Raw genomic sequence first — 23,276 nt, 5'->3', positions numbered from 1 at the left:
GACGCGGAGATGCCGGGGGAGCACACCCCCTGTGTGCGCGACGGGCCGCGTACACCACCACGGAGCCGACTTGCATCTCGACCCAACCCGCAAGCATCTCTGGCCGTAGCAGACGCCGATCCAGCATCACCACAGCCGGCTCGACCGCGAGCCTCTTCCACTCACTTGGGAGAAGAACCTTTTTTCGCTGATGCGTAACTGGAATAACTGGCCTGGAAGGACTGGACGGGAGTTGTTACGCAGGCCTGCGCGCGATTTGCACGCGGCGCGAACCTCGAGCGCGCAATAGTCGCGACTCTTCCCCCCGAAACCACGCAGGAGTACAGGCATGAACGATCGCCGAGACACGAATCCCGATGCCAATCGCGACCCGATCACCGGCGCGCCCGGATCGCACCCCGTTGGCGTGGCCGCGGGCGGAACCGCCGGCGCGATCGCCGGCGCCGCGGTCGGCAGCATCTTCGGACCGATCGGCACCCTCGTGGGCGGCGGCATCGGCGCAGTGGGCGGCGCGGCCGGCGGCAAGGCCCTGGCCGAACGCGTCGATCCCACGGCCGAAGTCGAGTACTGGCGCGAAGGCGCCGTGTCGCGCGACTACTACCAGGCCGATCGCGACTTCGACCGCGACTACGCTCCCGCCTATCGCATGGGCACCGAGTACCGCAACGAAGCCGGTGCCCGCGACTGGAGCGAGGCCGAGCCGCAGCTGAAGCAGCGCTGGGAGCAGTCGCGCGCCGAATCCAGCCTGGACTGGGACTCCGCACGCCCCGCAGTCCGCGATGCCTACGACCGCACCCAGCGGACCTACGGTGCGTACGAGGACACCGACCGGCACTACGAGCAGAACTACAACAAGACCGACTACTACAGCCAGGACCACGGCTTCGACGACTACCGCCCGGCCTACCGCTACGGCACGCAGGCGCGCGCGTCGCGGCCCGAGGCTGCCTGGTCGCCGCAGACCGAGTCCGAACTGGAGCGGGGCTGGGAGCAGGCCCGCGGCGAATCGAAGCTCGGCTGGGCCCAGGCCAAGGGTGCGGTGAAGGATGCCTGGCACCGCGTCGAGAACCGGCTCCCGGGCGATGCCGACGGCGACGGCCGCTGATCTCGCAGTTCCTCCACCGGACGAAGGGGCTCCCACCGGGAGCCCCTTTTTTCTGCGCAACGATGCATCCCCGTTGCATGGCGCGGGCCCACCGGACCAAGGCGTAAAATGAGCGTTTGAATCGTCCCGTGGAGATCCAGGCCGTGTCCGAACGCATCCGCCATCCCCTGTTCCGCGACCGCATCACCTCGGCAGCGGAGGCGGCGGCCGCCATCCGCCCGGGCATGACGGTCGCGATGAGTGGATTCACGGGCGCGGGTTATCCGAAGGCGGTGCCGCAGGCCCTGGCCGCGCGGGTCGAACAGGCCAACGCGGCCGGCGAGCGCTTCCGGATCAAGGTCCTCACCGGCGCCTCGACCGCGCCCGAGCTCGACGGCGCGCTGGCGAAGGTCGAAGGCATGGAGCTGCGCCTGCCCTACCAGTCCGACCCCGCGGTGCGCGAGCGCATCAACGCCGGCACGCTGGACTACATCGACATCCACCTCAGCCACGTTGCCCAGCACGCCTGGTTCGGCTTTTTCGGCAAGCTCGACGTGGCGGTGGTCGAGGTCGCCGGTATCCGCGAGGACGGCAGCCTCGTGCCCTCGTCCTCGGTCGGCAACAACAAGACCTGGCTGGAGCAGGCCGACAAGGTGATCCTCGAGGTCAACTCGTGGCAGCCGGCCGCGCTGGACGGCATGCACGACGTCTACTACGGCACCGCCCTGCCGCCGCATCGCAAGCCGATCCTGCTGGAGCATCCCGACGACCGTATCGGCGAGCCCTCGCTGCGCGTGGACCCGGACAAGGTCGTCGCCGTGGTCGAAACCCACGCGCCCGACCGCAACTCCGCCTTCAGCCCGCCCGACGAAGCCTCGCGGCGGATCGCCGGCCACCTGCTCGACTTCCTCTCGCACGAGATCGATCGCGGCCGCCTCACCCGCGGGCTGCTGCCGCTGCAGTCGGGCGTGGGCAACATCGCCAACGCCGTGCTCGGCGGACTCGCCGAGGGCGGCTACCAGGGACTCACCGCGTATACCGAGGTCATCCAGGACGGGATGCTCGAGCTGCTGAAGAACGGCACGCTGCGCATGGCGTCGGCGACCTCGTTCTCGCTCAGTCCGGCGGGCATCGAGGAATTCAACGCCAACGTCGATTTCTACCGCAGCCGCATCCTGCTGCGGCCGCAGGAGATCTCCAACCATCCGGAAGTGATCCGCCGCCTGGGCTGCATCGCCATGAACGGGATGATCGAGGCCGACATCTACGGCAACGTCAATTCGACCCACATCGCCGGCAGCCGGATCATGAACGGCATCGGCGGTTCGGGCGACTTCGCGCGCAACGGCTACCTGTCGGTGTTCATGTCGCCCAGCACCGCCAGGGGCGGCCAGGTATCGGGCATCGTGCCGATGGTGAGCCACGTCGACCACACCGAGCACGACACCATGGTGCTGGTGACCGAACAGGGCCTCGCCGACCTGCGCGGCCTGGCGCCGCGCCAGCGTGCGAAACGCGTCATCGAGACCTGCGCCCACCCCGATTTCCGGCCGATGCTGCAGGACTATTTCGACCGCGCCTGCCGCGACGGCCACGGCATGCACACGCCGCACCTGCTGGGCGAGGCGCTGTCCTGGCACCAGCGCATGGTCGAGACCGGCAGCATGCGCCCGGCCGCGACGGGCTGATCGCGCACGTCCGCCCGCGGCGGATCAGTCGTCCGGTCGCTCGCCGTAGCGCAGCCAGAGGGCGGCCGCGCGCTCTTCGGTGAACACGCGTGCCTCGAAGCCGCGCTGGCGGGCGGACAGCTCGCAGTACTCGACGGCGTCGAGCCCGTTGGGCTTCACGTGCGCGATGCGGGCCGATTCCAGCCCCTTGCCCACCAGCATGTCCACCAGCTGCTGCCATTCCGCCTCGCCCAGCGCAGGCCCGCGCAGCTCGTCGACGAGCAGGATGTAGTCCGGGCGATCGCGGAGGGATTCCTCCACGATCGCGCTCCAATAGGCGAGGGTGGCCGACATCGACGCCTCGCCGCGCACGCCGACCCGCAGCGTCCTGGCCTCCCGCGACATGGTGATGCTGGGCTGGTCCATGTTCCTGTCCGGCGGCCTCGTGTCCTGTGCCACGCGACAAGCGCCGGGAAGCGGCCTCCTTCCCGGCATCCGGCGGTCAGGCGTGCAGCGGATTCGGCCTGTCGGTATCGATCCTGTAGAGCTTCAGCGCGCGCGCGGCGTCCTTCGCGGTCATGCCGCCGTCCTTCGCCAGCGCGTCGATGGCCGCATGCGCGATGTGGAAGCGATCGACCTCGAAGTGGCGGCGCAGGTTGGCGCGGGTGTCCGAGCGGCCGAAGCCGTCGGTGCCCAGCACCGTGTAGGTCATCGGCACGAAGGCGCGAATCTGGTCGGCGAAAGCGCGCACGTAGTCGGTGGCGGCGATCGCCGGACCCTGGCGGCCCTCCAGCATCTGCGTGACGTAGGCCTTGCGCGGCTTCTTGGCTTCGGGGTTGTGGCGGTTCCAGCGCTCGACGTCGAAGCCGTCGCGGCGCAGCTCGGTGAAACTGGGGCAGGACCAGATGTCGGCGGTGACGCCGAAGTCCTTGTCCAGCAGCTCCGCCGCGGCGATCGCCTCACGCAGGATCGTGCCCGAACCCATCAGCTGCACGCGCAGCTCGCCCTTCTTCGGCTTGCCGGCGTCCTTGAGCAGGTACATGCCACGGATCACGCCCTCGGCCGCGCCCTCGGGCAGCGCCGGGTGGGCGTAGTTCTCGTTCATCAGCGTCAGGTACCAGTACTCGTCCTGCTGTTCGTCGAGCATGCGGCGCATGCCCTCCTGCACGATCACCGCCACTTCGCCGGCGAAGGTCGGGTCGTAGGCGCGGCAGTTGGGAATGGCGCCGGCCAGCAGGTGGCTGTGGCCGTCCTCGTGCTGCAGGCCCTCGCCGTTGAGGGTGGTGCGGCCGGCGGTGGCGCCGAGCAGGAAGCCGCGCGCGCGCATGTCCGCGGCCTGCCAGGCGGCATCGCCGATGCGCTGGAAGCCGAACATCGAGTAGTAGATGTAGAACGGCAGCATCGGCAGGTCGTTGGTGCTGTAGCTGGTGGCCGCGGCCATCCAGCTGGCGAACGCGCCGGCCTCGGAGATGCCTTCCTGCAGCACCTGGCCGGCCTCGTCCTCGCGGTAGTACATCAGCTGGTCGCGGTCGACCGGCTTGTACTTCTGGCCGTGCGGGGCGTAGATGCCGATCTGGCGGAACAGGCCCTCCATGCCGAAGGTGCGCGCCTCGTCGCAGACGATCGGCACCACGCGCGGGCCGACCTGCTTGTCGCGCAGCGTGATGCCCAGCGACTGCACGAAGGCCATGGTCGTGCTGATCTCGCGCTCGCCGGTGTCCTTGAGCAGGCGGTCGAACACCTCCAGCTTCGGCGCGGCGAGCGTCTCGGTGCTCCTGCGGCGCCGCTGCGGCAGGAAGCCGCCGAGCGCGGCGCGGCGCTCCTTCATGTACTCGACTTCCTCGGACTTCTCGCCCGGGTGGTAGAACGGCACCGCGCCGTCCTTCAGCTGCTCGTCGTCCAGCGGGATCCTGAAGCGGTCGCGGAACGCGCGCACGGCCTCGTCGTCGAGCTTCTTGGTCTGGTGGGTCGGGTTGAGCGCTTCGCCGGCCGAGCCCATGCCGTAGCCCTTCACCGTCTTGGCCAGGATGACGGTCGGCTGGCCCTTGGTCTCGACCGCGTTCATGTAGGCCGCGTAGACCTTGTGCGGGTCGTGGCCACCGCGGTTGAGGCGCCAGATGTCGTCGTCGGAGAGGCTGGCCACCATCGCGGCCGTCTCCGGGTACTTGCCGAAGAAGTTGTCGCGCGTGTACTTGCCGCCGAAGGCCTTGCAGTTCTGGTACTCGCCGTCGACGGTTTCCATCATCAGGCGGCGCAGGATGCCGTCCTTGTCGCGGGCCAGCAGCGGATCCCAGTAGCTGCCCCAGATGGTCTTGACCACGTTCCAGCCGGCACCGCGGAAGCTGCCCTCCAGCTCCTGGATGATCTTGCCGTTGCCGCGGACGGGTCCGTCCAGGCGCTGCAGGTTGCAGTTGATGACGAAGACCAGGTTGTCCAGGCCCTCGCGCCCGGCGACCGAGATCGCACCCAGGCTCTCGGGCTCGTCGGTCTCGCCGTCGCCGAGGAAACACCAGACCTTGCGGTCGGACTTCGGCATCAAGCCACGGGCCTCGAGGTACTTCCAGTGGCGCGCCTGGTAGATCGCGGCGATCGGGCCCAGGCCCATCGACACCGTCGGCGTCTGCCAGTAGTCGGGCATCAGCCAGGGATGCGGGTAGGACGGGATGCCGCGGCCGTCGACCTCCATGCGCAGGTGGTCGATCCGGGACTCGGTCAGCCGGCCTTCGAGGAAGGAGCGCGCGTAGATGCCCGGCGAGGAATGGCCCTGGATGTAGAGCAGGTCGCCTGGATGGTCGTCGGACGGCGCGCGCCAGAAGTGGTTGAAGCCGACGTCATAGAGCGTGGCGGAGCTCGCGAAGCTGGCGATGTGGCCGCCCAGGTCGCCCGGCTTGCGGTTGGCGCGCACCACCATCGCCATGGCGTTCCAGCGGATGATCGAGCGGATCTTCCATTCCAGGGTCTGGTCGCCGGGGATCTTCGGCTCCAGGTGCGGGGGAATGGTGTTGATGTATTCGGTGGTCGGCGCGAACGGCAGATGGGCGCCGGCGCGGCGGGTCAGCTCGACCATGCCTTCCAGCAGCTGGTGGGCGCGCTCGGCGCCGTCGGCGTCGATGACCGCCTTCAGGGACTCCATCCATTCCCGGGCCTCGATGGGGTCGGGGTCGTTGTCGAGGACGTCGTTCAGCCAGCTGTTCATGCTCTGCTCCGCAACGGCGCGCCGGCCGTGTCATTCATGGGGATCGGGATGCCCTCGATTCTACCAGCCCGCCGGACCGCCCCGTTTGCCCCGGGCGCCCGCATCCCGCATGATCCCGCGGCCTGCCGGGCCGCGTCCGGCCGGCCCTCCAGCCCCCGGGGATCCCGCCGCGCACATGCCTGTCGCCTCATTCCAGTTCAATCCGCGCCTGCGGATCCCGCTGCTGTTCGCGGCCATCCTGTTGATCGTCGTCATCCCGTTCCTGCTCCTGCGCGCGGCCGAAGACCGCATCCGCGCCAGCGAGGCGCTGGTGGCGCACACGCTCGAGGTCGAGGCGACCGTGCAGCTGCTCAACGCCGCCGTCCGCAACATCGAGGCGGCGACCCTGGAGCGGGCGCTCGGCGCGCGGGCACCGATCCTCGAGGAGCGCCTGGACTACAGCAGCACCGTCATCCGGCCGACGCTAGACCGGCTGGAGGAGCTGACGCGGGACGCGCCCGAGCAGCAGGTGCGCGTGGGCATCCTGCGCCAGAGCATCACCCAGCGGATCGACCAGGTCGGGCGCCTGCTGCGCGCGGACGGCGGCATCGACGGCGACGAACTGCAGCGGCTGGCGGAGCACTTCCCGGTGCAGGAGCCGATCGCCGCCATGGTCAAGGCCGAGCGCGAGCTCCTCGCCGAGCGAATGGAGACCGCGGCCGCCGCCCGGCGCCAATCCAACTGGCTGTCCTTCGGGACGCTCGCCGCGCAGATCCTGCTGCTGGTCGGCCTGGCGACGCTGGCCATCCGCGACGCCGACCGCCGCAGCCGCGCCGAGGCCGAGTCGCAGCGCGCGAACCGCCGCTCGGCCGCGGTGCTCGACACCGTGCGCGAACCCATCGTCCTGGTCGACGGCGCGCTCGGCATCGTGATGCACAACGCCGCGTTCTCCGAGCTGTTCGGCATCGCCGGGAGCGCGCGCGGACGCAACCTCGCCGACGTCGGCAACGGCGCCTGGAGCGACGAGGAGACGCTGCGCCGCCTGCGCGACGTCGGCAGCCGCGGCCGCGAACTCTGGGACTTCGAGCTCGTGCAGAAGACCGCCGACGGCCTCGAGCGCACCATGCTGGTCAATGCGCGACTGATGGAGCTGCCCGACAGCGAGGAGTCGGTGACCCTGGTGACCGCCAGCGACGTCAGCCTGCAGAAGGCCAGCGAGGCGCATATCCGCGACCTCAACCGCCAGCTCGCGGGCAAGATCGACCAGGTGTCCGACGTCAATCGCGAGCTCGAGGCCTTCAGCTATTCCGTCTCCCACGACCTGCGCGCGCCGCTGCGCCACATCGCCGGCTTCGCCGACAAGCTTCGCCGGCACCTGGGCGACGGCATCGACGACAAGGGCGAGCACTACCTCACCGTGATCGGCGGCTCGGCACGGCGCATGTCCGAGCTCATCGACGACCTCCTGGTGTATTCGCGCCTGGGCCGCAGCGCCCTGCGCCTGCAGGCGGTGGACATGCAGTCGCTGGTCGAGGAGACCCGCGCCATGCTCGATTCGACCGTCGCGGCCGACGCGCCCGGGCACCACGTGCAGTGGACCATCGGCGCGATGCCGGTGCTGGTGGCCGACGAGAACATGCTGCGCCAGCTCTGGGGCAACCTGATGGGCAACGCGGTCAAGTACAGCATGAAGAGCGAGCCGGCCCGGGTGACCGTGGAACACGCGCGCGACGAAGCCGGCGACCACGTGTTCACCGTGCGCGACAACGGCGCCGGGTTCGACATGGCCTATGCCGGCAAGCTGTTCGGCGTGTTCCAGCGCCTGCACTCGCCCAGCGAGTTCTCGGGCACCGGCATCGGCCTGGCCAGCGCCAAACGCGTCGTGACCCGGCACAATGGCCGCATCTGGGCCGAAGCCGAGCCCGGCAACGGCGCCACCTTCCACTTCACACTCCCCGCCAACCTCGACCTGAGCACAGGGAAATCCACCGCATGAGCGCGATCCGCACCATCCTGCTGGCAGAAGACAGCCCCCACGACGCCGAGATGGCGATCGACGCGCTGCGCGACGCCCACCTTGCCAATCCGATCGTCCACGTGGAGGACGGCGTCGAGACGCTGGACTACCTGCTCCGCCGCGGCCGCTTCGCCGACCGCCCCGAGGGCGATCCGGCCGTGCTGCTGCTCGACATCAAGATGCCGCGCATGGACGGCCTCGAGGTCCTGACCGAGCTGCGCAGGCACGAGTCGCTCCGGCGCATGCCCGTGGTGATCCTGTCGTCGTCGCGCGAGGAGAACGACCTGGCCCGCAGCTGGGACCTGGGCGTGAACGCCTACGTGGTCAAGCCGGTCGACGTCGACCAGTTCTTCGAGGCCGTGCGCACCCTGGGCAAGTTCTGGGCCGTGCTCAACGAAGCCCCGAGCGAGGGCTGAGCTTGGCGCTCCGCGTGCTCATCGTCGACGACTCGCGCGACGACGCCGAGCTCACGGAATTCGCCCTGCGCGACGGCGGGCTCGACATCGATTGCCGCCGCCTGTGCCACCAGCGCGAGCTCGACGCGGCGCTGGACGGCTTCGTCCCGCAGCTCGTCCTCTGCGACATGAACCTGCCCGGCTGGTCCGGGCCCGAGGCCGTGGCCGCGGTGCGCGCACGCGTGCCGGCGGCGCGCTTCGTCTTCCTGACCGGCGCCCTGCACGGCGGCGAGGACGTCTCCGGCACCGACGCGGTGGTGCTGAAGGACGACATGCCGCGCCTGCTCCAGCTGGCGCGGCCACTCGCGGCCGCGGCCGCGGGCGACTAGGACGCGGCCTCCGCGGCCTCGCCCGCCGCGGCGTCGCCGCGGCGCGCGGCCCGGATCTGTGCCTCCACCGCGGTGATCGCGGTCATGTTCACCACCCGCCGCGGCGTGCTGGCCGCGGTCAGCACGTGGGCCGGATGGTCCAGACCCATCAGGATCGGCCCCAAGGCGACGCCGTCGGTCATCACCCGTACGAGGTTGTAGGCGATGTTGGCCGCGTCCAGGTTGGGCAGCACGAACAGGTTGGCGCGACCCGACAGCGTGGTGCCCGGCAGCATGCGCTCGCGCAGCAGCGCGTCCCAGGCCACGTCGGCCTGCATCTCCCCGTCCATGTTCATGCGAGGCGCGCGGCGCGCGAGGATCTCGCGGACCCTGCGCATCTTCGCCGCACTCGGGTTGTCGTGGCTGCCGAAGTTCGAGTGCGACAGCAGCGCCACCCGCGGCTCGATGCCGAACAGCTTCAGGCGATACGCACCCTGCAGCGTGGCCTCGGCGATCTGCTCGGCGGTGGGGTCGACCTGGACGTGGGTGTCGAGGAAGAACCAGACGCCGCGGTCGTTGATCACGCCGGTCATCGCCGAGGTGCCGGTGATGCCGCGCTCAAGCCCGAACACGCTGCGCAGGTAGCCCAGCTTCTTGTGGAAGCGGCCCACCAGGCCCGCGATCATGCCGTCGGCTTCGCCGCGTTTCACCATCATCGCGGCGATCAGGGTGGCGCGCGAGCGCATCAGGTTCTTGGCCGCGTCCGGGGTCACGCCGCGGCGTTCGGTCATGGCGTGGTACTGGCGCCAGTACTCGCCGAAGCGCGGGTCGTCGTTGATGTTGGTGAGCTCGAAGTCCCGGCCTTCCTCCAGGCGCAGGCCGAGGCGCTCGATGCGCTGGGCGATGACGTCGGGGCGGCCGATCAGGATCGGGCGCGCCAGCTGCTCGTCGGCCACCGACTGCACCGCGCGCAGCACCGTCTCCTCCTCGCCCTCGGCGTAGACGATGCGCTTGGTGTCGGCGCGCGCGCGCTCGTAGACCGGCTTCATCACCAGGCCGGTGCGGTGGATGAACTGCGCCAGCTTCTCGCGGTAGGCCGCGACGTCGATCGGGCGGGTGGCGACGCCGGAATCGATCGCGGCCCGGGCCACGGCCGGCGCCACGATCATCAGCAGGCGCGGATCGAACGGGCGCGGGATGAAGTAGTCCGGGCCGAACGACAGCACGTCCCCGCCGTAGGCCGCCCCGAGGTCGGAGGCTTCCTGCTTGGCCAGTTCGGCGATCGCGTGCACGCAGGCCAGCTTCATCGCTTCGTTGATCTCGGTGGCGCCGACGTCGAGCGCGCCGCGGAAGATGTAGGGGAAGCAGACGACGTTGTTGACCTGGTTCGGATAGTCCGAGCGGCCGGTGGCGATGATGCAGTCCGGGCGCGCGGCGCGGGCCTCGTCGGGCAGGATCTCGGGCGTGGGGTTGGCCAGCGCCAGGATCACCGGGCGATCGGCCATGGTCTTCACCATCTCCGGCTTCAGCACGCCGCCGGCGGACAGGCCCAGGAAGACGTCGGCACCCTCGACGATCTCGGCCAGCACGCGCTTGTCCGTGGCGCGGGCGTAGCGCGCGCGGTCGGGGTCGAGGCCGCCGCGGCCGGTGTACAGCACGCCGTCGCGGTCGACCGAGAGGATGTGCTCCGGCTTCGCGCCCAGCGCCACCAGCATGTCCAGGCAGGCGATGCCGGCCGCGCCGGCGCCCGAGTGCGCGATCTTCACTTCGTCGATGCGCTTGCCGGCCACTTCCAGCGCGTTGAGCACCGCCGCGCCCACGGTGATCGCGGTGCCGTGCTGGTCGTCGTGGAACACCGGGATCTTCATCCGCTCGCGCAGCTTGCGCTCGACGATGAAGCACTCCGGCGCCTTGATGTCCTCGAGGTTGATGCCGCCGAAGGTGGGCTCCAGCGAAGCGATGATGTCGACCAGTCTGTCGGGGTCGCGCTCGTCGACCTCGATGTCGAACACATCGATGCCGGCGAACTTCTGGAACAGCACGCCCTTGCCCTCCATCACCGGCTTGCCGGCCAGCGGGCCGATGTCGCCCAGGCCCAGCACGGCGGTGCCGTTGGAGATCACCGCCACCAGGTTGCCGCGCGCGGTGAGCGTGCTGGCCTGGTCGGGGTCGGCGACGATCGCCTCGCAGGCGTAGGCCACGCCCGGCGAATAGGCCAGGGCCAGCTCGCGCTGGGTCACCAGGGCCTTGGTGGCCGCGACCTTGATCTTGCCGTGGGGAACCGCGCGGTGGTAATCGAGCGCCGCCTGCTTGAAGTCTTCGCTGGAGGACGGGCTGGCGGACGGCTGGTCTGACATGGTCGGGGCTGCGGTTCGGGCGGGCAGGCCATTCTAGTCGTTATCCGCGCGCGGTCCCGGACGGCTCCGGAACGCAGCGATGGCCCGCGCGCGGCGTATGCGCCGCCATAACCCCGGGTTATGCGCGGAGGGCATCTTTTCAATGGCGGCCCTCCGGTGGAGGGCAGAAGATGGGGCCCCACCCCTGCCCGCTCCGGGCCGCACAGGATGCACCCCACCATGTCCACCGATGTTCCCGCCGACGCTTCGCACTGGCCGCCGCCCTTCCTGCTGTACCTGGGGAACGCGCCGGACGACCTGGCCGCGAAGACCGCGCGCGGCCTGGTGCAGTTCCGCCCGGAGTGGTGCGTGGGCCAGCTCCGCGGTCCTGAGTGCCGGACCAGCGTGCACGTGCCGGACATGGACTTCGCCCAGGCCCGCGCCGCCGGCGCGAACACCATGATCGTCGGCGTGGCCAACGCCGGCGGACGCCTGGGCGCCGAGGCGATCGCCGACATCGTGGCGGCGCTGGACGCCGGCATGAACGTCGCGTCCGGCCTGCACGAGCGCCTGGCCTCGCATCCGCGGATCGTCGAGGCCGCGCGCCGCAACGGCCGCCATCTGTTCGATGCCCGCACGCCACCGTCCACGCCGGTCGGCAACGGCCTGCCGCGCGCCGGTCGCCGCCTGCTCACCGTGGGCACGGACTGCTCCACCGGCAAGATGTACGCCACGCTGGCGCTGGAAGCGGAAATGCGCGCCCGTGGCCTGGCCGCCGATTTCCGGGCCACCGGCCAGACCGGCATCTTCATCGCCGGGCGCGGCATCCCGATCGACGCGGTCGTCGCCGACTTCATCTCCGGCGGCATCGAATGGCTGTCGCCCGAGCGCCATGACGGCGGCTGGGACCTGATCGAGGGCCAGGGCTCGCTGTTCCATCCCTCGTACGCGGGCGTGTCGCTGGGCCTGCTGCACGGCGCGCAGCCGGATGCGCTGGTGCTGTGCCACGAGCCGGGGCGCCCGCACATGCGCGGCCTGCCGCACTACCCGCTGCCGGACCTGACGGAAACGCTGGAGGCCAACCTCGCCGCCGCGCGGCTGACCAGCCCGGGCGTGGTGGCGGTGGGCCTGGCGCTGAACACCTCGAAGCTCGATCCGGCCGCGGCCGCGCGCGCCTGCCGCGACGCCGAGGACCTGCTCGGCCTGCCGGCACAGGATCCGGTGCGCGACGGCGTGGCCCGGATCGTCGACCGCCTGCTGGGCGCGGTGCCGTGCTGAGCCTCGCGCACGCCAGCCACGCGCTGGCGACGCCGTTCCGGATCTCGCGCGGCGTGCGCACCTCGGCCGAGGTCGTCGTGGCGACCATCCACCGCGGCGGCTTCAGCGGACGCGGCGAATCGATGCCCTACGCGCGCTATGGCGAGACCGTGGACTCGGTGACCGCGCAGGCCGCGCTGCTGTCGTCGGCCATCGCCGGCGGGCTGGACCGGCGCGGACTGCGCGAGCTGCTGTCGCCGGGCGCGGCCCGCAATGCGCTCGACTGCGCGCTGTGGGACCTGGAGGCGCGGCAGCAGGGCCTGCCGGTGCAGTCGCTGCTGGGCCAGCCCGGTGCACTGCCGCCGCTGGCGTGCGCGCAGACCGTGGGCCTCGACGCACCGGAGCGCATGGCCGCGGCCGCGCGCGCGCTCGCCCATCTCGACCTGGTGAAGATCAAGGTCGACGCATCCGATCCCGCGGCGCAGATCCGCGCCGTGCGCGACGTGCTGCCCGCGGCGCGGCTGATCGTCGATCCCAACGAAAGCTGGAGCTTCGACCTGCTGCGGGCGATGCAGCCGGTGCTGGCCGAAGCGCGCGTCGACCTGGTCGAGCAGCCGCTGCCGGCCGGCGAGGACGACGCCCTGCTCGGCTTCGAGCCGGTGGCGCGCCTGTGCGCCGACGAGTCCTGCCACACCGCCGACGACCTGCCGCGCCTGCGCGGGCGCTACCAGGTGGTCAACATCAAGCTCGACAAGACCGGTGGCCTCACCGGAGCTCTCGAGCTGCTGGACGCGGCGCGCGCGCAGGGCTTCGGGATCATGGTCGGCTGCATGATCAGCTCCTCGCTGTCCATCGCGCCGGCGTGGCACGTGGCCCGCCACGCCGAATTCGTCGACCTCGACGGCCCGCTGTGGCTGCGGAACGACCACGCCGGTGGCGTGGCCATGCGCGACGGCCGGCTGCAGCCGCCCGCGCCGGAGCTGTGGGGTGGCGGCACGCGCGCAACGGACGCGCTCAGCGCATGAGGCGTGGTGGTGCAGGACAGGCCCGCCCTCGCGCACCGCATTCCCTGCGCCTGCCGCGGCTGGCGCGCTGCCTGCCCGGCCTGCTGCTGCTCGCGGGTTGCGCGACCGTCACGCCGGCGGCGACACCGCTGGCCGAAGCCGACATCCTGATCCACGGCGGCCTGCTGTTCGACGGCAGCGACGGGCCGGGCCGCATCGCCGACGTCGCGATCCGCGGCGACCGCATCCTCGAGGTCGGCCCCGGCCTGCGCCAGCGCTACCGCGCCGCGCGCGAGCTCGACGCCACCGGCCTGGTGGTGTCGCCGGGCCTCATCGACCCGCATACGCATCCCGACACCTATCTGCGCTCGACCGAGCCGGCGATGCGCCGCCTGCTGCCCTGGCTGCACCAGGGCGTGAGCACGATCTTCATCGGCATCGACGGCGGCGGCACGCCGGACATCGCCGCGGACCGCGCCAGGCTCGAGGCCGCGGGCACCGGCACCAACGTCGCCGCCTACGTCGGCCTGGGCCCGGTGCGCCGCCGCGTGCTGGGCGACGACGCGCGCGCGCCGGACGCGGACGAACTGGCACGCATGCGCGGCCTGGTCGCCGGCGCGATGTGCGAGGGCGCCTTCGGCCTGTCCGCGGGCCTGTTCTACGCGCCGCAGAGCTTCGCCTCCACCGACGAGGTGGTCGCGCTTGCGCGCGAGGCGGCGATCCGCGGCGGCGTCTACGACACCCACCAGCGCGACGAGTCGAGCTATTCGCTGGGCCTGATGGGCTCGATCGAGGAGGTGCTGGACATCGGCCGGCGCGCCGGGCTGCCCGTGCACATCGCCCACATCAAGGCGCTGGGGGCCGACGTCCACGGCAGTGCGGGCGAAGTCATCGCGCGCATCGAACGCGCGCGGGCCGAAGGCCAGCAGGTGACCGCCGACCAGTACCCCTGGCTGGCGTCGTCCACCAGCCTGGGCGCCGCGGTACTGCCGCGCTGGGCGGTGGATGGCGGGCGCGCCGCGCTGTTCGCGCGGCTGGACGATCCCGCGACCGCCGCCCGCATCCGCCGGGAAATGGCCGACAACCTGCAGCGCCGCGGCGGCGCCGAGGCGATCCTGATGACCGGAAGCGGCTGGCGGTGGAGCGCGCTCACGCTGCAGGCGTTCGCGGATGCCGAAGGCCTCGACCCGGTCGAGGCCGCGCTGCGCATCATCCGCGAGGGCGGGACCGGACGCATCGGCTCGGCGCAGCGGATCGCCTCGTTCAACATGCGCCGCGACGACGTCGACCTGTTCATGCGCCAGCCCTGGGTGTTGACCGCGTCCGACGGCGGCGACGGCCATCCGCGCCAGCACGCGACGTTTCCCGAAAAGTACGCGCGCTTCGTGGTGCAGGACCAGGTGATCGACCTGGCGGCCTTCATCCACCGCTCGACCGGGCTGACCGCCACCACCTTCGGCCTCGAAGGCCGCGGCTTCCTGCGCGCAGGCCACTACGCCGACGTGCTGGTGTTCGACCCCGACGCCTACGCGCCGAAGGCCGACTACGTGCAGCCGCACCTGCTGTCGGAAGGCGTCGTCCACCTGCTGGTCAACGGCGTGGCGATGATCGACACGGGCCTTGCGACACATGACCTTCCGGGACGGGTGCTGCAGCATCGTCCACCGCCGGGCACCTGCCCCTGAACGTCGCCCGCCCGCTGCGGGCGACGTGACCCCGAAAAGGAGTGTCCATGCTGCAACTCGACGCCGTCCAGACCCTCGCCCTTGCCGGCATCGCCCTGTTCCTGGGCTATGCGCTGTGCCGCGCGGTTCCCGTGCTCGGGCGCTACAACCTGCCGCCGCCGGTGATCGGCGGACTGGTGTTCGCGATCGCCGCCTGGATCGCGCACGACCGCGGGGCGACGCTGTTCGAGCTCGACACCAGCCTGCAGGGCCCGCTGATGATCGCGTTCTTCACCACCATCGGCGTCAACGCCAGCCTGCGCCTGCTGAAGATCAGCGGCAGGCAGGTGCTGGTGTTCCTGGCGCTCGCCACGGTCTTTGCGGTGGCTCAGAACCTGCTGGGCATGGCGGTGGCGGTCGGCTTCGACCTGCATCCGCTGTTCGGCGTGCTGGCCGGCTCGACCACGCTCACGGGCGGGCCCGCAACCGGACTGGCGTTCGCGCCGCTGTTCGAGGCCGCCGGCGTCGAGGGCGCCGAGTCGATCGCGGTGGCGGCCGCGATGTCCGGCATCGTGCTGGGCGGCCTGATCGGCGGCCCGGTGATCACCGTGCTGATCCGCCGCTTCGGGCTGGTGTCCACGCGCCCGCAGGACCATGACGCTCCCGACGATGCCGTCGCCACGCCGGCGCTGACCGAGGCCCAGCGCGAGTACGGCGCCCTGAAGAGCATCGTGGTGATCCTGGTGGCCATGTGGCTCGGCAGCTGGGTGAGCGGACTGATCTCGGCCACCGGCATCACCCTGCCCGCCTACGTCGGCGCGATGCTGGTCGGCGCGCTGATCCGCAACATCGACGACGCCACCGGCTGGATCGGCATGTCGGTGCCGACCACCGACCTGATCGGCAACGTCTGCCTGGCGCTGTTCCTGTCGGTGGCGCTGATGAACCTCAAGCTGTGGGAGCTGGCCGGCCTGGCGCTGCCGCTGCTGGTGAACCTGGGGCTGCAGGTGGCGATGGTGGCGGCCTTCTGCCTGGTGGTGTTCCGGATGATGGGCCGCGACTACGACGCCGCGGTGATGGGCGGCGGCTTCATCGGCTTCATGCTCGGCACCACGGCGAACGCGATGGCGGTGATGCGGACGCTGGTCGAGCGCTACGGCGCGGCGCCGCGCGCCTTCCTGGTCGCGCCGCTGGTGGGTGCGTTCTTCATCGACTTCAGCAATGCGCTGATCATCACCGGCTTCATCAACGTCTTCGGCTGAAGCCACGGGCAGGACGCGCAGCGCAATGCGGGCACTCAGCGCACCGGGACGTCGTACAGCGGTCCGGGCGCGGAGTCCGGGCTGGTGGCGAAGGTGTAATGCCACCATTCCATCGGGTGGTTGTGGAACCCCCCGTCCTTCATCGCCTCCACCAGCAGCTGGCGGTTGGCGCGCTGCCCCGGGCTGGCGTCGGGCGAATCCGTGTTGGCGCGGGTGCCGAAGAAGTCGAAGCCGGTGCCCATGTCCAGCGGCTCGCAGTCGTTTCCGTCGGCGTCGCAGCGCAGCAGGGTGAGGTCGACGGTGCCGCCGCGGCTGTGGCCGGACACCGGCGCGATGTAGCCCTCCAGCAGCTGCGGCTTGTCCAGGTCGGGATAGTGCGTGGCCTTGGTGGCCAGGTCGTCGGCGTCCTCCACCCAGCGCATGAAGTGCGCCACCGCGCGCGCCGGCCGGTAGCAATCGAAGACGTGCAGGCGCAGCTGACGCGGGCGCAGGGCCGCGTCGACCCGCGCCAGCGCCTCGGCGGCGTCGCGCTTCAGCCAGCAGCGTGGCGCTTCGTAGCCGTCCACCGGCGCACCGACGAAATTGTCGCTGCCGGCGTAGGCGATCGACTGCGAGATGTCGGGCACCAGCTCGCGGATGTCGACCAGGCCGGCCTCGGCCCTGGTGGCCGCGTCGGACACGACTGGCGCGGCCGCGGCCGCCGGCTCCGCTGCGGGATCGGCGATGAAATGCTCGTGCAGCGCCCGGTTGACCGCGGTGCGGAACGCCTCCTCCCCGCGGCTGCCGTTGGTGATCACCACGAAGCCGTACTTCTTCTCCGCGTCGAAGAACATCGAGCTGTACAGGCCGTAGGCGGATCCGGTGTGGCCGGTGAGGACGACGCCCGGCACCAGCGCACGTTCCGTGCTCAGGGCCAGGCCATAGGCGGAGTCGTCATCGATGGCGACCGTCGCCGCCTGCATCGCCTTCGCGCTGGCGGGGGCGATGACGCGCACGCCGTCCCACTCGCCCTGGTTCATGTGCATCAGCATGTAGCGGGCCAGGTCAGGTGCCGAGATCTTGACGCCGCCGGTGGGCGAGAACATCGGCGCGTCGCGGCCCTGCACGTAGTGCTGCAGGCGCTCGCCCAGCGGCGCATAGGCCGCGTCCGAGCGCACGAAGCCCTCGCCGTCGCGCCAGCGGTAGATGCGGGCGAAGCGCTCCGCGTCCAGCGCGTCCACCAGGTGACCGCCCTCGAGCCCGAGCGGCTCGAACACATGCCGCCGCACGTAGGCGTCGAAGCGCTCGCCCGACACCCGCTCCACGATCGTCCCCACCATGTTGTAGGCGAGGTTGGAGTACTCGTAGCGCTCGCCGGGCGCACGGTCGGCATAGCTGTCGCGCCACGCGCCGCCGGCGCCGGGGTCGATGACGTCGAGATTGCCGTAGCTCGGCCCGTCGGTGATCGACGAGGTGTGGTCGAGCAGCATCCGCAGGGTGATCGGCCGGTCGGGGAAGGCCGGGTTGCGCACAGGGAAACCGATCAGGTCGCCGGCATCGTCGTCCAGCGACAGCCGGCCCTGCTCCACCAGCTGCATCACCGAGGTGGCCGCGAACGACTTGGAGATCGAGGCGATGCGGAACAGGTCGTCGGCTTCCAGCGGAACCTTCGCCTCGAGGTTCTTCCAGCCGAAGCTGCCGCGGTAGACGATGGCGTTGTCCCTGGCCACGACCACCGCCAGGCCCACGGTTTCGTGCTCGGCCATCAGCCCGCGGAGCCGGGCTTCGACATCGTCGGCCGCCATCGACGGCAGCCACGCGCACATCAGCAGCCAGGCCGCGCACAGCGGCCAGGCGTGGCGGTTCTTGCGGGATCGCTTCATGGTTCCTCCGGCAGGTCCTGCGGTTGCGCGCGGCCACCGCCGCCCCTCGTGGCGACGACGGTGGCGGCGGCGACGCTCAGTCGAAGGACTTCGTCACCGTCAGGTACCAGCCACGCCCCAGCGCATTGTGCATCGCCGAGCTGTAGCCCAGCGCGCTGGGCGTCAGCGGCGGCTGCCGGTCGCCGACGTTGCGCACGGTCAGGCGGATGCGCGTGCCGTCGAGGAGGCTCTCGGTCCCGCTGAAGCGGTGCTCCGCCCAGACGTTGGCGGTGGTCCAGCTCGGCACCTGCCAGTAGTCACCGAGGTTGGACACCGCGCCGGTCGATTCGAAGCCGTCGGTGTAGTTGACGAAGGTGCCCAGGCCCCAGCCGCCCTTGCGCCACGAGGCGCTGAAGGTGGCGCGCCACTCCGGCTTGCCGTTCACGCCCAGCAGGTTGCCGGCGTTGCGGATGTCGAAGTTGTCATCGATGACCCCGGCTTCCTGGGCGGCGATGATGCGCAGTTCGTCCTCGGTCGGATCCTGCGACATCTCGATCAGGCGCGTCGCGTTGAGGCTGGCGTTGAAGGTGCCGGCATTGTCCGTGCGCAGGCGCCAGTCGACGCCGAAGTCGATGCCGCGCGTGGTCCGCGGCAGCCGGTTGATGTAGACGTCGTCGACGTAGTCGACCATGCCCACCGGCGCCAGCCCGGTGCCGTCGAACAGGTCGATCCGGGCCTGGTCGGGCTCCAGCCGCACCACCGCCGGGTTGTACGAGCCCTCCATGCGCAGCAGGTAGTCCAGCGCCAGCTGCGTGGCCTCGCCCAGGATGCCGATCACGTCTTCCTGCTGGATCTCGAAGTAGTCGGCGGTGAACGTCATCCGGGTGGATTCGGGCAGGAAGTGCGGCTGGAACACGACGCCCGCCGACCAGGTTTCCGCCGTCTCCGGCTGCAGGTCGCGGTTGCCGCTGCGGATCGCCATGGTGCTGTAGCTGCGGCCGCAGCGGTGCACGCCGTCGATGGTGCCGTTGCGGATGTCGGCCTCGCAGACGTAGTAGTCGGTGCGGCTGTTGCTGACCGTGGTGCCTTCGGCGTACAGCTGCAGGATGTTGGGCGCGAGGAAGCTCTCCGACCAGTTGCCGCGGACCATCAGGCCGTCCACGATGTCCCAGGCCAGCGAGACCTTGGGCTTGGTGACGCCGCCGAAGTCCGAGTAGCGCTCGTGGCGCCCGGCGACCTGCAGGTCCAGCGCGCGCACCAGCGGCACGCCCATCGACGGCGACACCAGCGGGATCGCGAACTCGGCGTACAGCGAACCGACGTCGCGGTCGCCGGAGTTGTCGCCCGACGGGCTGGCGCCGAGCACATCGCTGGTGATCGCGCCGTTCATCGGGTTGGTGTAGGTGATCGTGCCGTCGAAGCGCGGGTCGCGGTCGTCCTTCAGGGTTTCCCGGCGCCACTCGGCACCGAAGGCGACGCCGACGTGGCCGGCGGGCAGCGCGAACAGATCCTCGCGGATGAAGCGGGTATCGACCTGGAACAGCGTCGCCTTGCTCTTGCGGACCACGGGCACCGTGAAGTGGTCGATCGCCACCTGATTGCGCGCGGAATCCGGCGGCGCACCCCAGTCGGCAAGGTTGCCGCCGTGGAAGGGGTTGTAGGCATCGGGCGTGCTCCACGCCAGCGCCTCGCTGAACAGCGTGTTGCTGATCGAGCCGTGCTGGGTATCGGTGGTGTTGGCCTCCGAGTACAGCACCGCGCCTTCCCAGTCGAAGCCGCCCACCATGCCGCGGACGCCGGCCAGGAACCGGTACTGGTCGTCATCGACCGTGTACGGGCGCGTGGTGTCGGTGGCGCGGAAGCTGGTCATGCGCACGTCCAGCCCCTCCTCCGGCGCGTCGATGCCGGCCAGGCGGTTGGGGTTGAGCGAGCCGTCGGGCAGGTACATGGCGCCGAACGGGTTCCAGTAATTGGTCTTCGGCACGATGATCGGCGCCGCGCCCAGCGCCGCCGCCTGCTCGCGCATGCCCTTGTAGCGGGACTCGTAGTACGCCAACTCCGCGAAGGCGACGAAGTTGTCGTCGAGGTCGTGCTCGAGCGTGCCGAACACGTTCATGCGGTCGACCTCGCCCAGGATGTTGCGCTGGTGGTTCGGGCTGAAGCGCAGCGGCCGGTCGGCGTCGGTGCTCTGGGAGCCCGAGTTGATGCAGACGTCACCGGTGACCTGCGCGGTACAGCCGTGGTGGCCGACCGGGTCGATGTGGAAATAGCCGCTGGCGCTGGTGATCGAACCGTTGTCGGCATCGCGCACGCGCACGCCGTCGATGGTCTGGAACACGCCCCAGGCCGTGCCGGTGATGCGGTCGTCGAAGGCGGTGACGCCCTCGAAATCGGTGCCGTCCATCTGCGCGCGGCGGTCCATGTTGGCGCTGTAGTCGCGCTCGGTGGCCGGGAGGTCGGTGCGGTGCGTCCAGCCGCCGACCACCGTGGCCCGCGTGCGGCCATCGTTGAACCACTTGCCGGCCTTGAAGTTGATATTGCCCTGGCGGAAGTCCACGTCTTCGGAGCCGCCGTACTGGCCCTGCACCTGGAAGCCCTGGTAGTGGGTGTCGAGCACCACGTTGACCACGCCGGCCACCGCATCGGATCCGTACAGCGCGGACGCGCCGCCGAGCAGCGTCTCCACCCGGCGGGTGCCGAACAGCGGGATCGCGTTCATGTTGGCGGTCTGCCGCGGCACCAGCGCCTCGGTCTGCGTGCCCGGATGCGGGACCATGCGACGCCCGTTCACCATCAGCAGGGTGTTGCCGGTGCCGAGGTTGCGCAGGTTGATCGAGCCGACGTCGCCGCGCGCGGCGTTGAGGTTGGCCGAGGTGTCGGCGTTGTTGAACATCATGTCGCCGACCTGCGGGATCGACTGCAGCAGCTCGTCGCCGGAGATCGCGCCGGTGGCCTCGATCTTCTCCTCGTCCATCACCAGCACCGGCGACGGCCCTTCGACGCGGTTGCTGGCCAGGCGACTGCCCACCACCGTCACGGCGTCCAGATCCTTGGCGGTGGGGGCCTGCGCGGCTTCGGCTTCGCCTCCGGCCGCAGGCTGCGCGGGTTCCGCCGGCGGCTGCTGCGCGAAGGCCATGCCCTGCAGCGTGGAGGCGAGGATGACGCTGAGCAGCGTCGGCTTGATCAGGCGATGATGCATGTGGTGATTCCCTCCGAAGGCACGAAACGTGCGCGTCGCCGCGCTCCCCTGCCCGGACTCTAGCGAGCTTGCGACCTTGCGAAGCCTCGCTTTTTGGGCCCACCCCATAGCGGCAGGTTATGCCCGCGCGCCGTTGCCCTAGCGCGCGACGGCCGACGCGCCGGGGCGCCGCGGATCGGCCGCGCCCTCCACGCGCCCGGGCTCCAGCAGCAGGGTTTGCGTGCTGCCGATGGTCTCGCCCTGCTCCGGAAGGTGGCCGCGCTCGCGCAGGATGCGCAGCGTGTCCGGGCTGAAGCCGCGCTCGACGTCGAGTTCGCCGCGCGTGGTGACCTGCTGGTGCATGCGCGGAAACGCCGTGGCCTCGGCGATGTTCATGCCGAAGTCGACCACGTTGACGATCATCTGCACGATCGTGCCCGGAATGGTGTTGCCGCCCGGACTGCCGGTGACCAGCCACGGCCGGCCGTCGCGCAGCAGCATCGTTGGCGCCATGCTCGACACCGGGCGGCTGCCCGGTCGCAGCGCGTTCGCCGGCGGCTCCCGGCCCTCGCGCACGGCGTCCAGCTGCGCCTGCAGCGAGAAGTTGCCGATCAGGTTGCCGAGCAGGAAGCCGGTGCCCTCGATCATCACGCCGGAGCCGAAGTCTGCGCCGATCGTGTAGGTAGTGCTGACCGCGTTGCCCTCGTCGTCGACGACCGAGAAGTGCGTGGTCTCGCGGCCCTCGTGCGCCCAGATGTCGCCAGCGGCCACGTGGGCGGCCGGGGTGGCGCGGTCCATTGCGATCGTGGCCGCGCGCGACGCGCCGTAGGCCTTGGACACGAAGCCCTGCAGCGGCACCGGCGCGGCGGCGGGGTCGTTGGCGTGGGCACGGCGGTCGCGCCAGGCCAGCTTGGTCGCCTCGGCCAGCAGGTGCAGGCTGTCGGCCGAGCCGGCGCCCATCGCCGCGAGGTCGAACTGTTCGAGGATGTTGAGCGTCATCGCGATGCCCGGCCCGCCGCCGCTGGACGGCGGCATGGTCAGCAGCACGTGCCCGCGATAGCGGCTGTGCAGCGGCTCGCGTTCGATGGCGCGGTAGGCGGCGAGGTCGGTCTTGCGCAGCAGGCCGCCGTGGGCGCGCATCCCGGCGTCGAGGCGCTCGGCGATCTCGCCGCGATAGAAGGCATCGGCACCGTGCTCGGCGATCTGGCGCAGCGACCAGGCGAGATCCGCCTGCACCAGGCGCTCGCCGGCCCGCAGCGCGGATCCGTCCGGATGCAGGAAGACTTTCGCGCCCGCGGCGCTGCGCGCAAGGCGTTCGCGGCCCCAGTCGAGCGCGAAGGCTTCGTCGCGGCTGAGCACCATGCCGTCGGCGGCCAGCCGGATCGCCGGCTGCAGCAGCCGCTTCCACGGCAGCCGCCCGTATTTCCCGTGCGCCAGCGCCAGGCCCGCCACCGTACCCGGAACGCCCGCGGCGCGGATGCCCGCGGCATGGCCCTGCAGCGTTCCGTCCTCGCCAATGTAGGCGTCGAGCGTGGCCAGCGCGGGGGCCATCGAGCGGAAGTCGATCGCGACCGCGCGTCCGCCGTCCGCGAGCTGGACCAGCATGTAGCCGTCGCCGCCGATGTTGCCCGCGCGCGGCAGGGTCACCGCCATCGCGAAGGCCATCGCCACGCTGGCATCGACCGCGTTGCCGCCCTCGCGCAGCACCTCCGCGCCGATGCGGCTGGCGTGGTCGCTCTGGCTGACCACCATGCCGCCGTCGGCGACGACGGGCTTGTGGATCTCTTCGTAGTTGAGCAGCTGCCGCGTCTGCGCCGGGGCCGGTGGCGCGGCGATGGCGAGGCAGGCGGCGAGCAGCGCCGCGGCGGACAGGGTGGACGGCCTGCGCATGTCGGTTCTCCGGTTTCAGCCCGACACTGCCGCAGGCGATCGGCCGTGTCGCGCAGCTTTCCTGCGGTCGGGTATGCAGCGGGGCTATGGAACACGACGGCAAAGCGAGGGACGCGCGGCCTGCGATCGCGATAGCCT

Annotated in this window: 15 protein-coding genes; 9 read left to right on the top strand and 6 right to left on the bottom strand. The window is 70.8% G+C overall.

What is annotated here, in order from left to right; genetic code table 11:
• Positions 1–328: 328 nt before the first annotated feature.
• Positions 329–1,105: a hypothetical protein gene (locus tag H9645_RS06865; RefSeq protein WP_191728950.1), complete on the top strand. Its 777-nt coding sequence runs from the start codon at positions 329–331 to the stop codon at positions 1,103–1,105.
• A gap of 143 nt (positions 1,106–1,248) precedes the next feature.
• Positions 1,249–2,772, top strand: a complete 1,524-nt coding sequence (gene scpC / locus H9645_RS06860; protein ID WP_191728993.1) for a succinyl-CoA:acetate CoA-transferase ScpC — start codon at positions 1,249–1,251, stop codon at positions 2,770–2,772.
• A gap of 24 nt (positions 2,773–2,796) precedes the next feature.
• Here scpC and H9645_RS06855 read toward each other — a convergent pair whose 3' ends face one another.
• Positions 2,797–3,177: a hypothetical protein gene (locus H9645_RS06855; protein ID WP_191728949.1), complete on the bottom strand. Its 381-nt coding sequence runs from the start codon at positions 3,175–3,177 to the stop codon at positions 2,797–2,799.
• Positions 3,178–3,253: 76 nt separating this feature from the next.
• Positions 3,254–5,947 carry a pyruvate dehydrogenase (acetyl-transferring), homodimeric type gene (gene aceE / locus H9645_RS06850; RefSeq protein ID WP_191728948.1) on the bottom strand — a complete coding sequence of 898 codons (2,694 nt, stop codon included), beginning with the start codon at positions 5,945–5,947 and terminating at the stop codon, positions 3,254–3,256.
• A gap of 175 nt (positions 5,948–6,122) precedes the next feature.
• On the opposite strand from aceE, the gene H9645_RS06845 reads away from it, so the two are divergent.
• Genes H9645_RS06845 through H9645_RS06835 form a run of 3 tightly spaced genes read left to right on the top strand, consistent with a single transcriptional unit; the run spans position 6,123 to position 8,727 of the window.
• A complete protein-coding gene (locus H9645_RS06845; protein WP_191728947.1) occupies positions 6,123–7,922 on the top strand; it encodes a sensor histidine kinase in 1,800 nt (599 codons plus the stop codon).
• The gene (locus H9645_RS06840; protein ID WP_191728946.1) at positions 7,919–8,359 is read left to right on the top strand and encodes a response regulator; all 441 of its coding nucleotides are present in this window, start codon (positions 7,919–7,921) and stop codon (positions 8,357–8,359) included. Before H9645_RS06845 ends, H9645_RS06840 begins: the two co-directional genes overlap by 4 nt.
• A 14-nt stretch (positions 8,360–8,373) precedes the next feature.
• Positions 8,374–8,727, top strand: coding sequence for a response regulator (locus tag H9645_RS06835; protein ID WP_191728945.1), 354 nt, complete (start codon positions 8,374–8,376; stop codon positions 8,725–8,727).
• Here H9645_RS06835 and H9645_RS06830 read toward each other — a convergent pair.
• The gene (locus H9645_RS06830) at positions 8,724–11,063 is read right to left on the bottom strand and encodes an NADP-dependent malic enzyme (protein WP_191728944.1); all 2,340 of its coding nucleotides are present in this window, start codon (positions 11,061–11,063) and stop codon (positions 8,724–8,726) included. The two genes, H9645_RS06835 and H9645_RS06830, sit on opposite strands and share 4 nt — an antisense overlap.
• Positions 11,064–11,282: 219 nt before the next feature.
• Here H9645_RS06830 and dgcN point away from each other — a divergent pair, with 219 nt between their 5' ends.
• From dgcN to gltS, 4 genes are read left to right on the top strand one after another with little or no spacing between them, the layout of a single operon-like run.
• Positions 11,283–12,320, top strand: coding sequence for an N-acetyltransferase DgcN (gene dgcN / locus H9645_RS06825; protein WP_191728943.1), 1,038 nt, complete (start codon positions 11,283–11,285; stop codon positions 12,318–12,320).
• A complete protein-coding gene (dgcA, locus tag H9645_RS06820) occupies positions 12,314–13,324 on the top strand; it encodes an N-acetyl-D-Glu racemase DgcA (protein WP_191728942.1) in 1,011 nt (336 codons plus the stop codon). The genes dgcN and dgcA overlap by 7 nt, the downstream gene beginning before the upstream one ends.
• Positions 13,321–14,988 (top strand): N-acyl-D-amino-acid deacylase family protein, encoded by a 1,668-nt coding sequence (locus tag H9645_RS06815; RefSeq protein ID WP_191728941.1) that lies wholly within the window; start codon positions 13,321–13,323, stop codon positions 14,986–14,988. Before dgcA ends, H9645_RS06815 begins: the two co-directional genes overlap by 4 nt.
• 47 nt (positions 14,989–15,035) lie before the next feature.
• Positions 15,036–16,229: a sodium/glutamate symporter gene (gene gltS, locus H9645_RS06810; RefSeq protein ID WP_191728940.1), complete on the top strand. Its 1,194-nt coding sequence runs from the start codon at positions 15,036–15,038 to the stop codon at positions 16,227–16,229.
• 35 nt (positions 16,230–16,264) lie between these two features.
• Here the strand turns inward: gltS and H9645_RS14345 are convergent, their stop codons facing one another.
• The 3 genes from H9645_RS14345 to ggt form a co-directional block, all read right to left on the bottom strand.
• Complete coding sequence (locus H9645_RS14345; protein ID WP_318240505.1) at positions 16,265–18,091, bottom strand: serine hydrolase; 1,827 nt, start codon at positions 18,089–18,091, stop codon at positions 16,265–16,267.
• Positions 18,092–18,167: 76 nt separating this feature from the next.
• Positions 18,168–21,269, bottom strand: coding sequence for a TonB-dependent receptor domain-containing protein (locus H9645_RS06800; protein WP_191728939.1), 3,102 nt, complete (start codon positions 21,267–21,269; stop codon positions 18,168–18,170).
• 138 nt (positions 21,270–21,407) lie between these two features.
• Positions 21,408–23,138 (bottom strand): gamma-glutamyltransferase, encoded by a 1,731-nt coding sequence (ggt, locus tag H9645_RS06795; RefSeq protein ID WP_191728938.1) that lies wholly within the window; start codon positions 23,136–23,138, stop codon positions 21,408–21,410.
• Between the last annotated feature and the right edge of the window lie 138 nt (positions 23,139–23,276).

The organism is Luteimonas colneyensis (assembly GCF_014836665.1).
Lineage (GTDB): Bacteria > Pseudomonadota > Gammaproteobacteria > Xanthomonadales > Xanthomonadaceae > Luteimonas > Luteimonas colneyensis.
Note: the sequence above shows the minus strand (reverse complement) of the source record. Positions and strands in the feature narration are given on the sequence as shown.

Excerpts from the sequence above, each read along its gene's own strand:
- H9645_RS06845 (WP_191728947.1), top strand. The coding sequence starts at position 6,123 with ATGCCTGTCGCCTCATTCCAGTTCAATCCGCGCCTGCGGATCCCGCTG.
- H9645_RS14345 (WP_318240505.1), bottom strand. The coding sequence starts at position 18,091 with ATGAAGCGATCCCGCAAGAACCGCCACGCCTGGCCGCTGTGCGCGGCC.
- gltS (WP_191728940.1), top strand. The coding sequence starts at position 15,036 with ATGCTGCAACTCGACGCCGTCCAGACCCTCGCCCTTGCCGGCATCGCC.
- dgcN (WP_191728943.1), top strand. The coding sequence starts at position 11,283 with ATGTCCACCGATGTTCCCGCCGACGCTTCGCACTGGCCGCCGCCCTTC.
- H9645_RS06855 (WP_191728949.1), bottom strand. The coding sequence starts at position 3,177 with ATGGACCAGCCCAGCATCACCATGTCGCGGGAGGCCAGGACGCTGCGG.
- aceE (WP_191728948.1), bottom strand. The coding sequence starts at position 5,947 with ATGAACAGCTGGCTGAACGACGTCCTCGACAACGACCCCGACCCCATC.
- H9645_RS06815 (WP_191728941.1), top strand. The coding sequence starts at position 13,321 with ATGAGGCGTGGTGGTGCAGGACAGGCCCGCCCTCGCGCACCGCATTCC.
- H9645_RS06830 (WP_191728944.1), bottom strand. The coding sequence starts at position 11,063 with ATGTCAGACCAGCCGTCCGCCAGCCCGTCCTCCAGCGAAGACTTCAAG.
- H9645_RS06800 (WP_191728939.1), bottom strand. The coding sequence starts at position 21,269 with ATGCATCATCGCCTGATCAAGCCGACGCTGCTCAGCGTCATCCTCGCC.
- ggt (WP_191728938.1), bottom strand. The coding sequence starts at position 23,138 with ATGCGCAGGCCGTCCACCCTGTCCGCCGCGGCGCTGCTCGCCGCCTGC.
- H9645_RS06840 (WP_191728946.1), top strand. The coding sequence starts at position 7,919 with ATGAGCGCGATCCGCACCATCCTGCTGGCAGAAGACAGCCCCCACGAC.
- H9645_RS06865 (WP_191728950.1), top strand. The coding sequence starts at position 329 with ATGAACGATCGCCGAGACACGAATCCCGATGCCAATCGCGACCCGATC.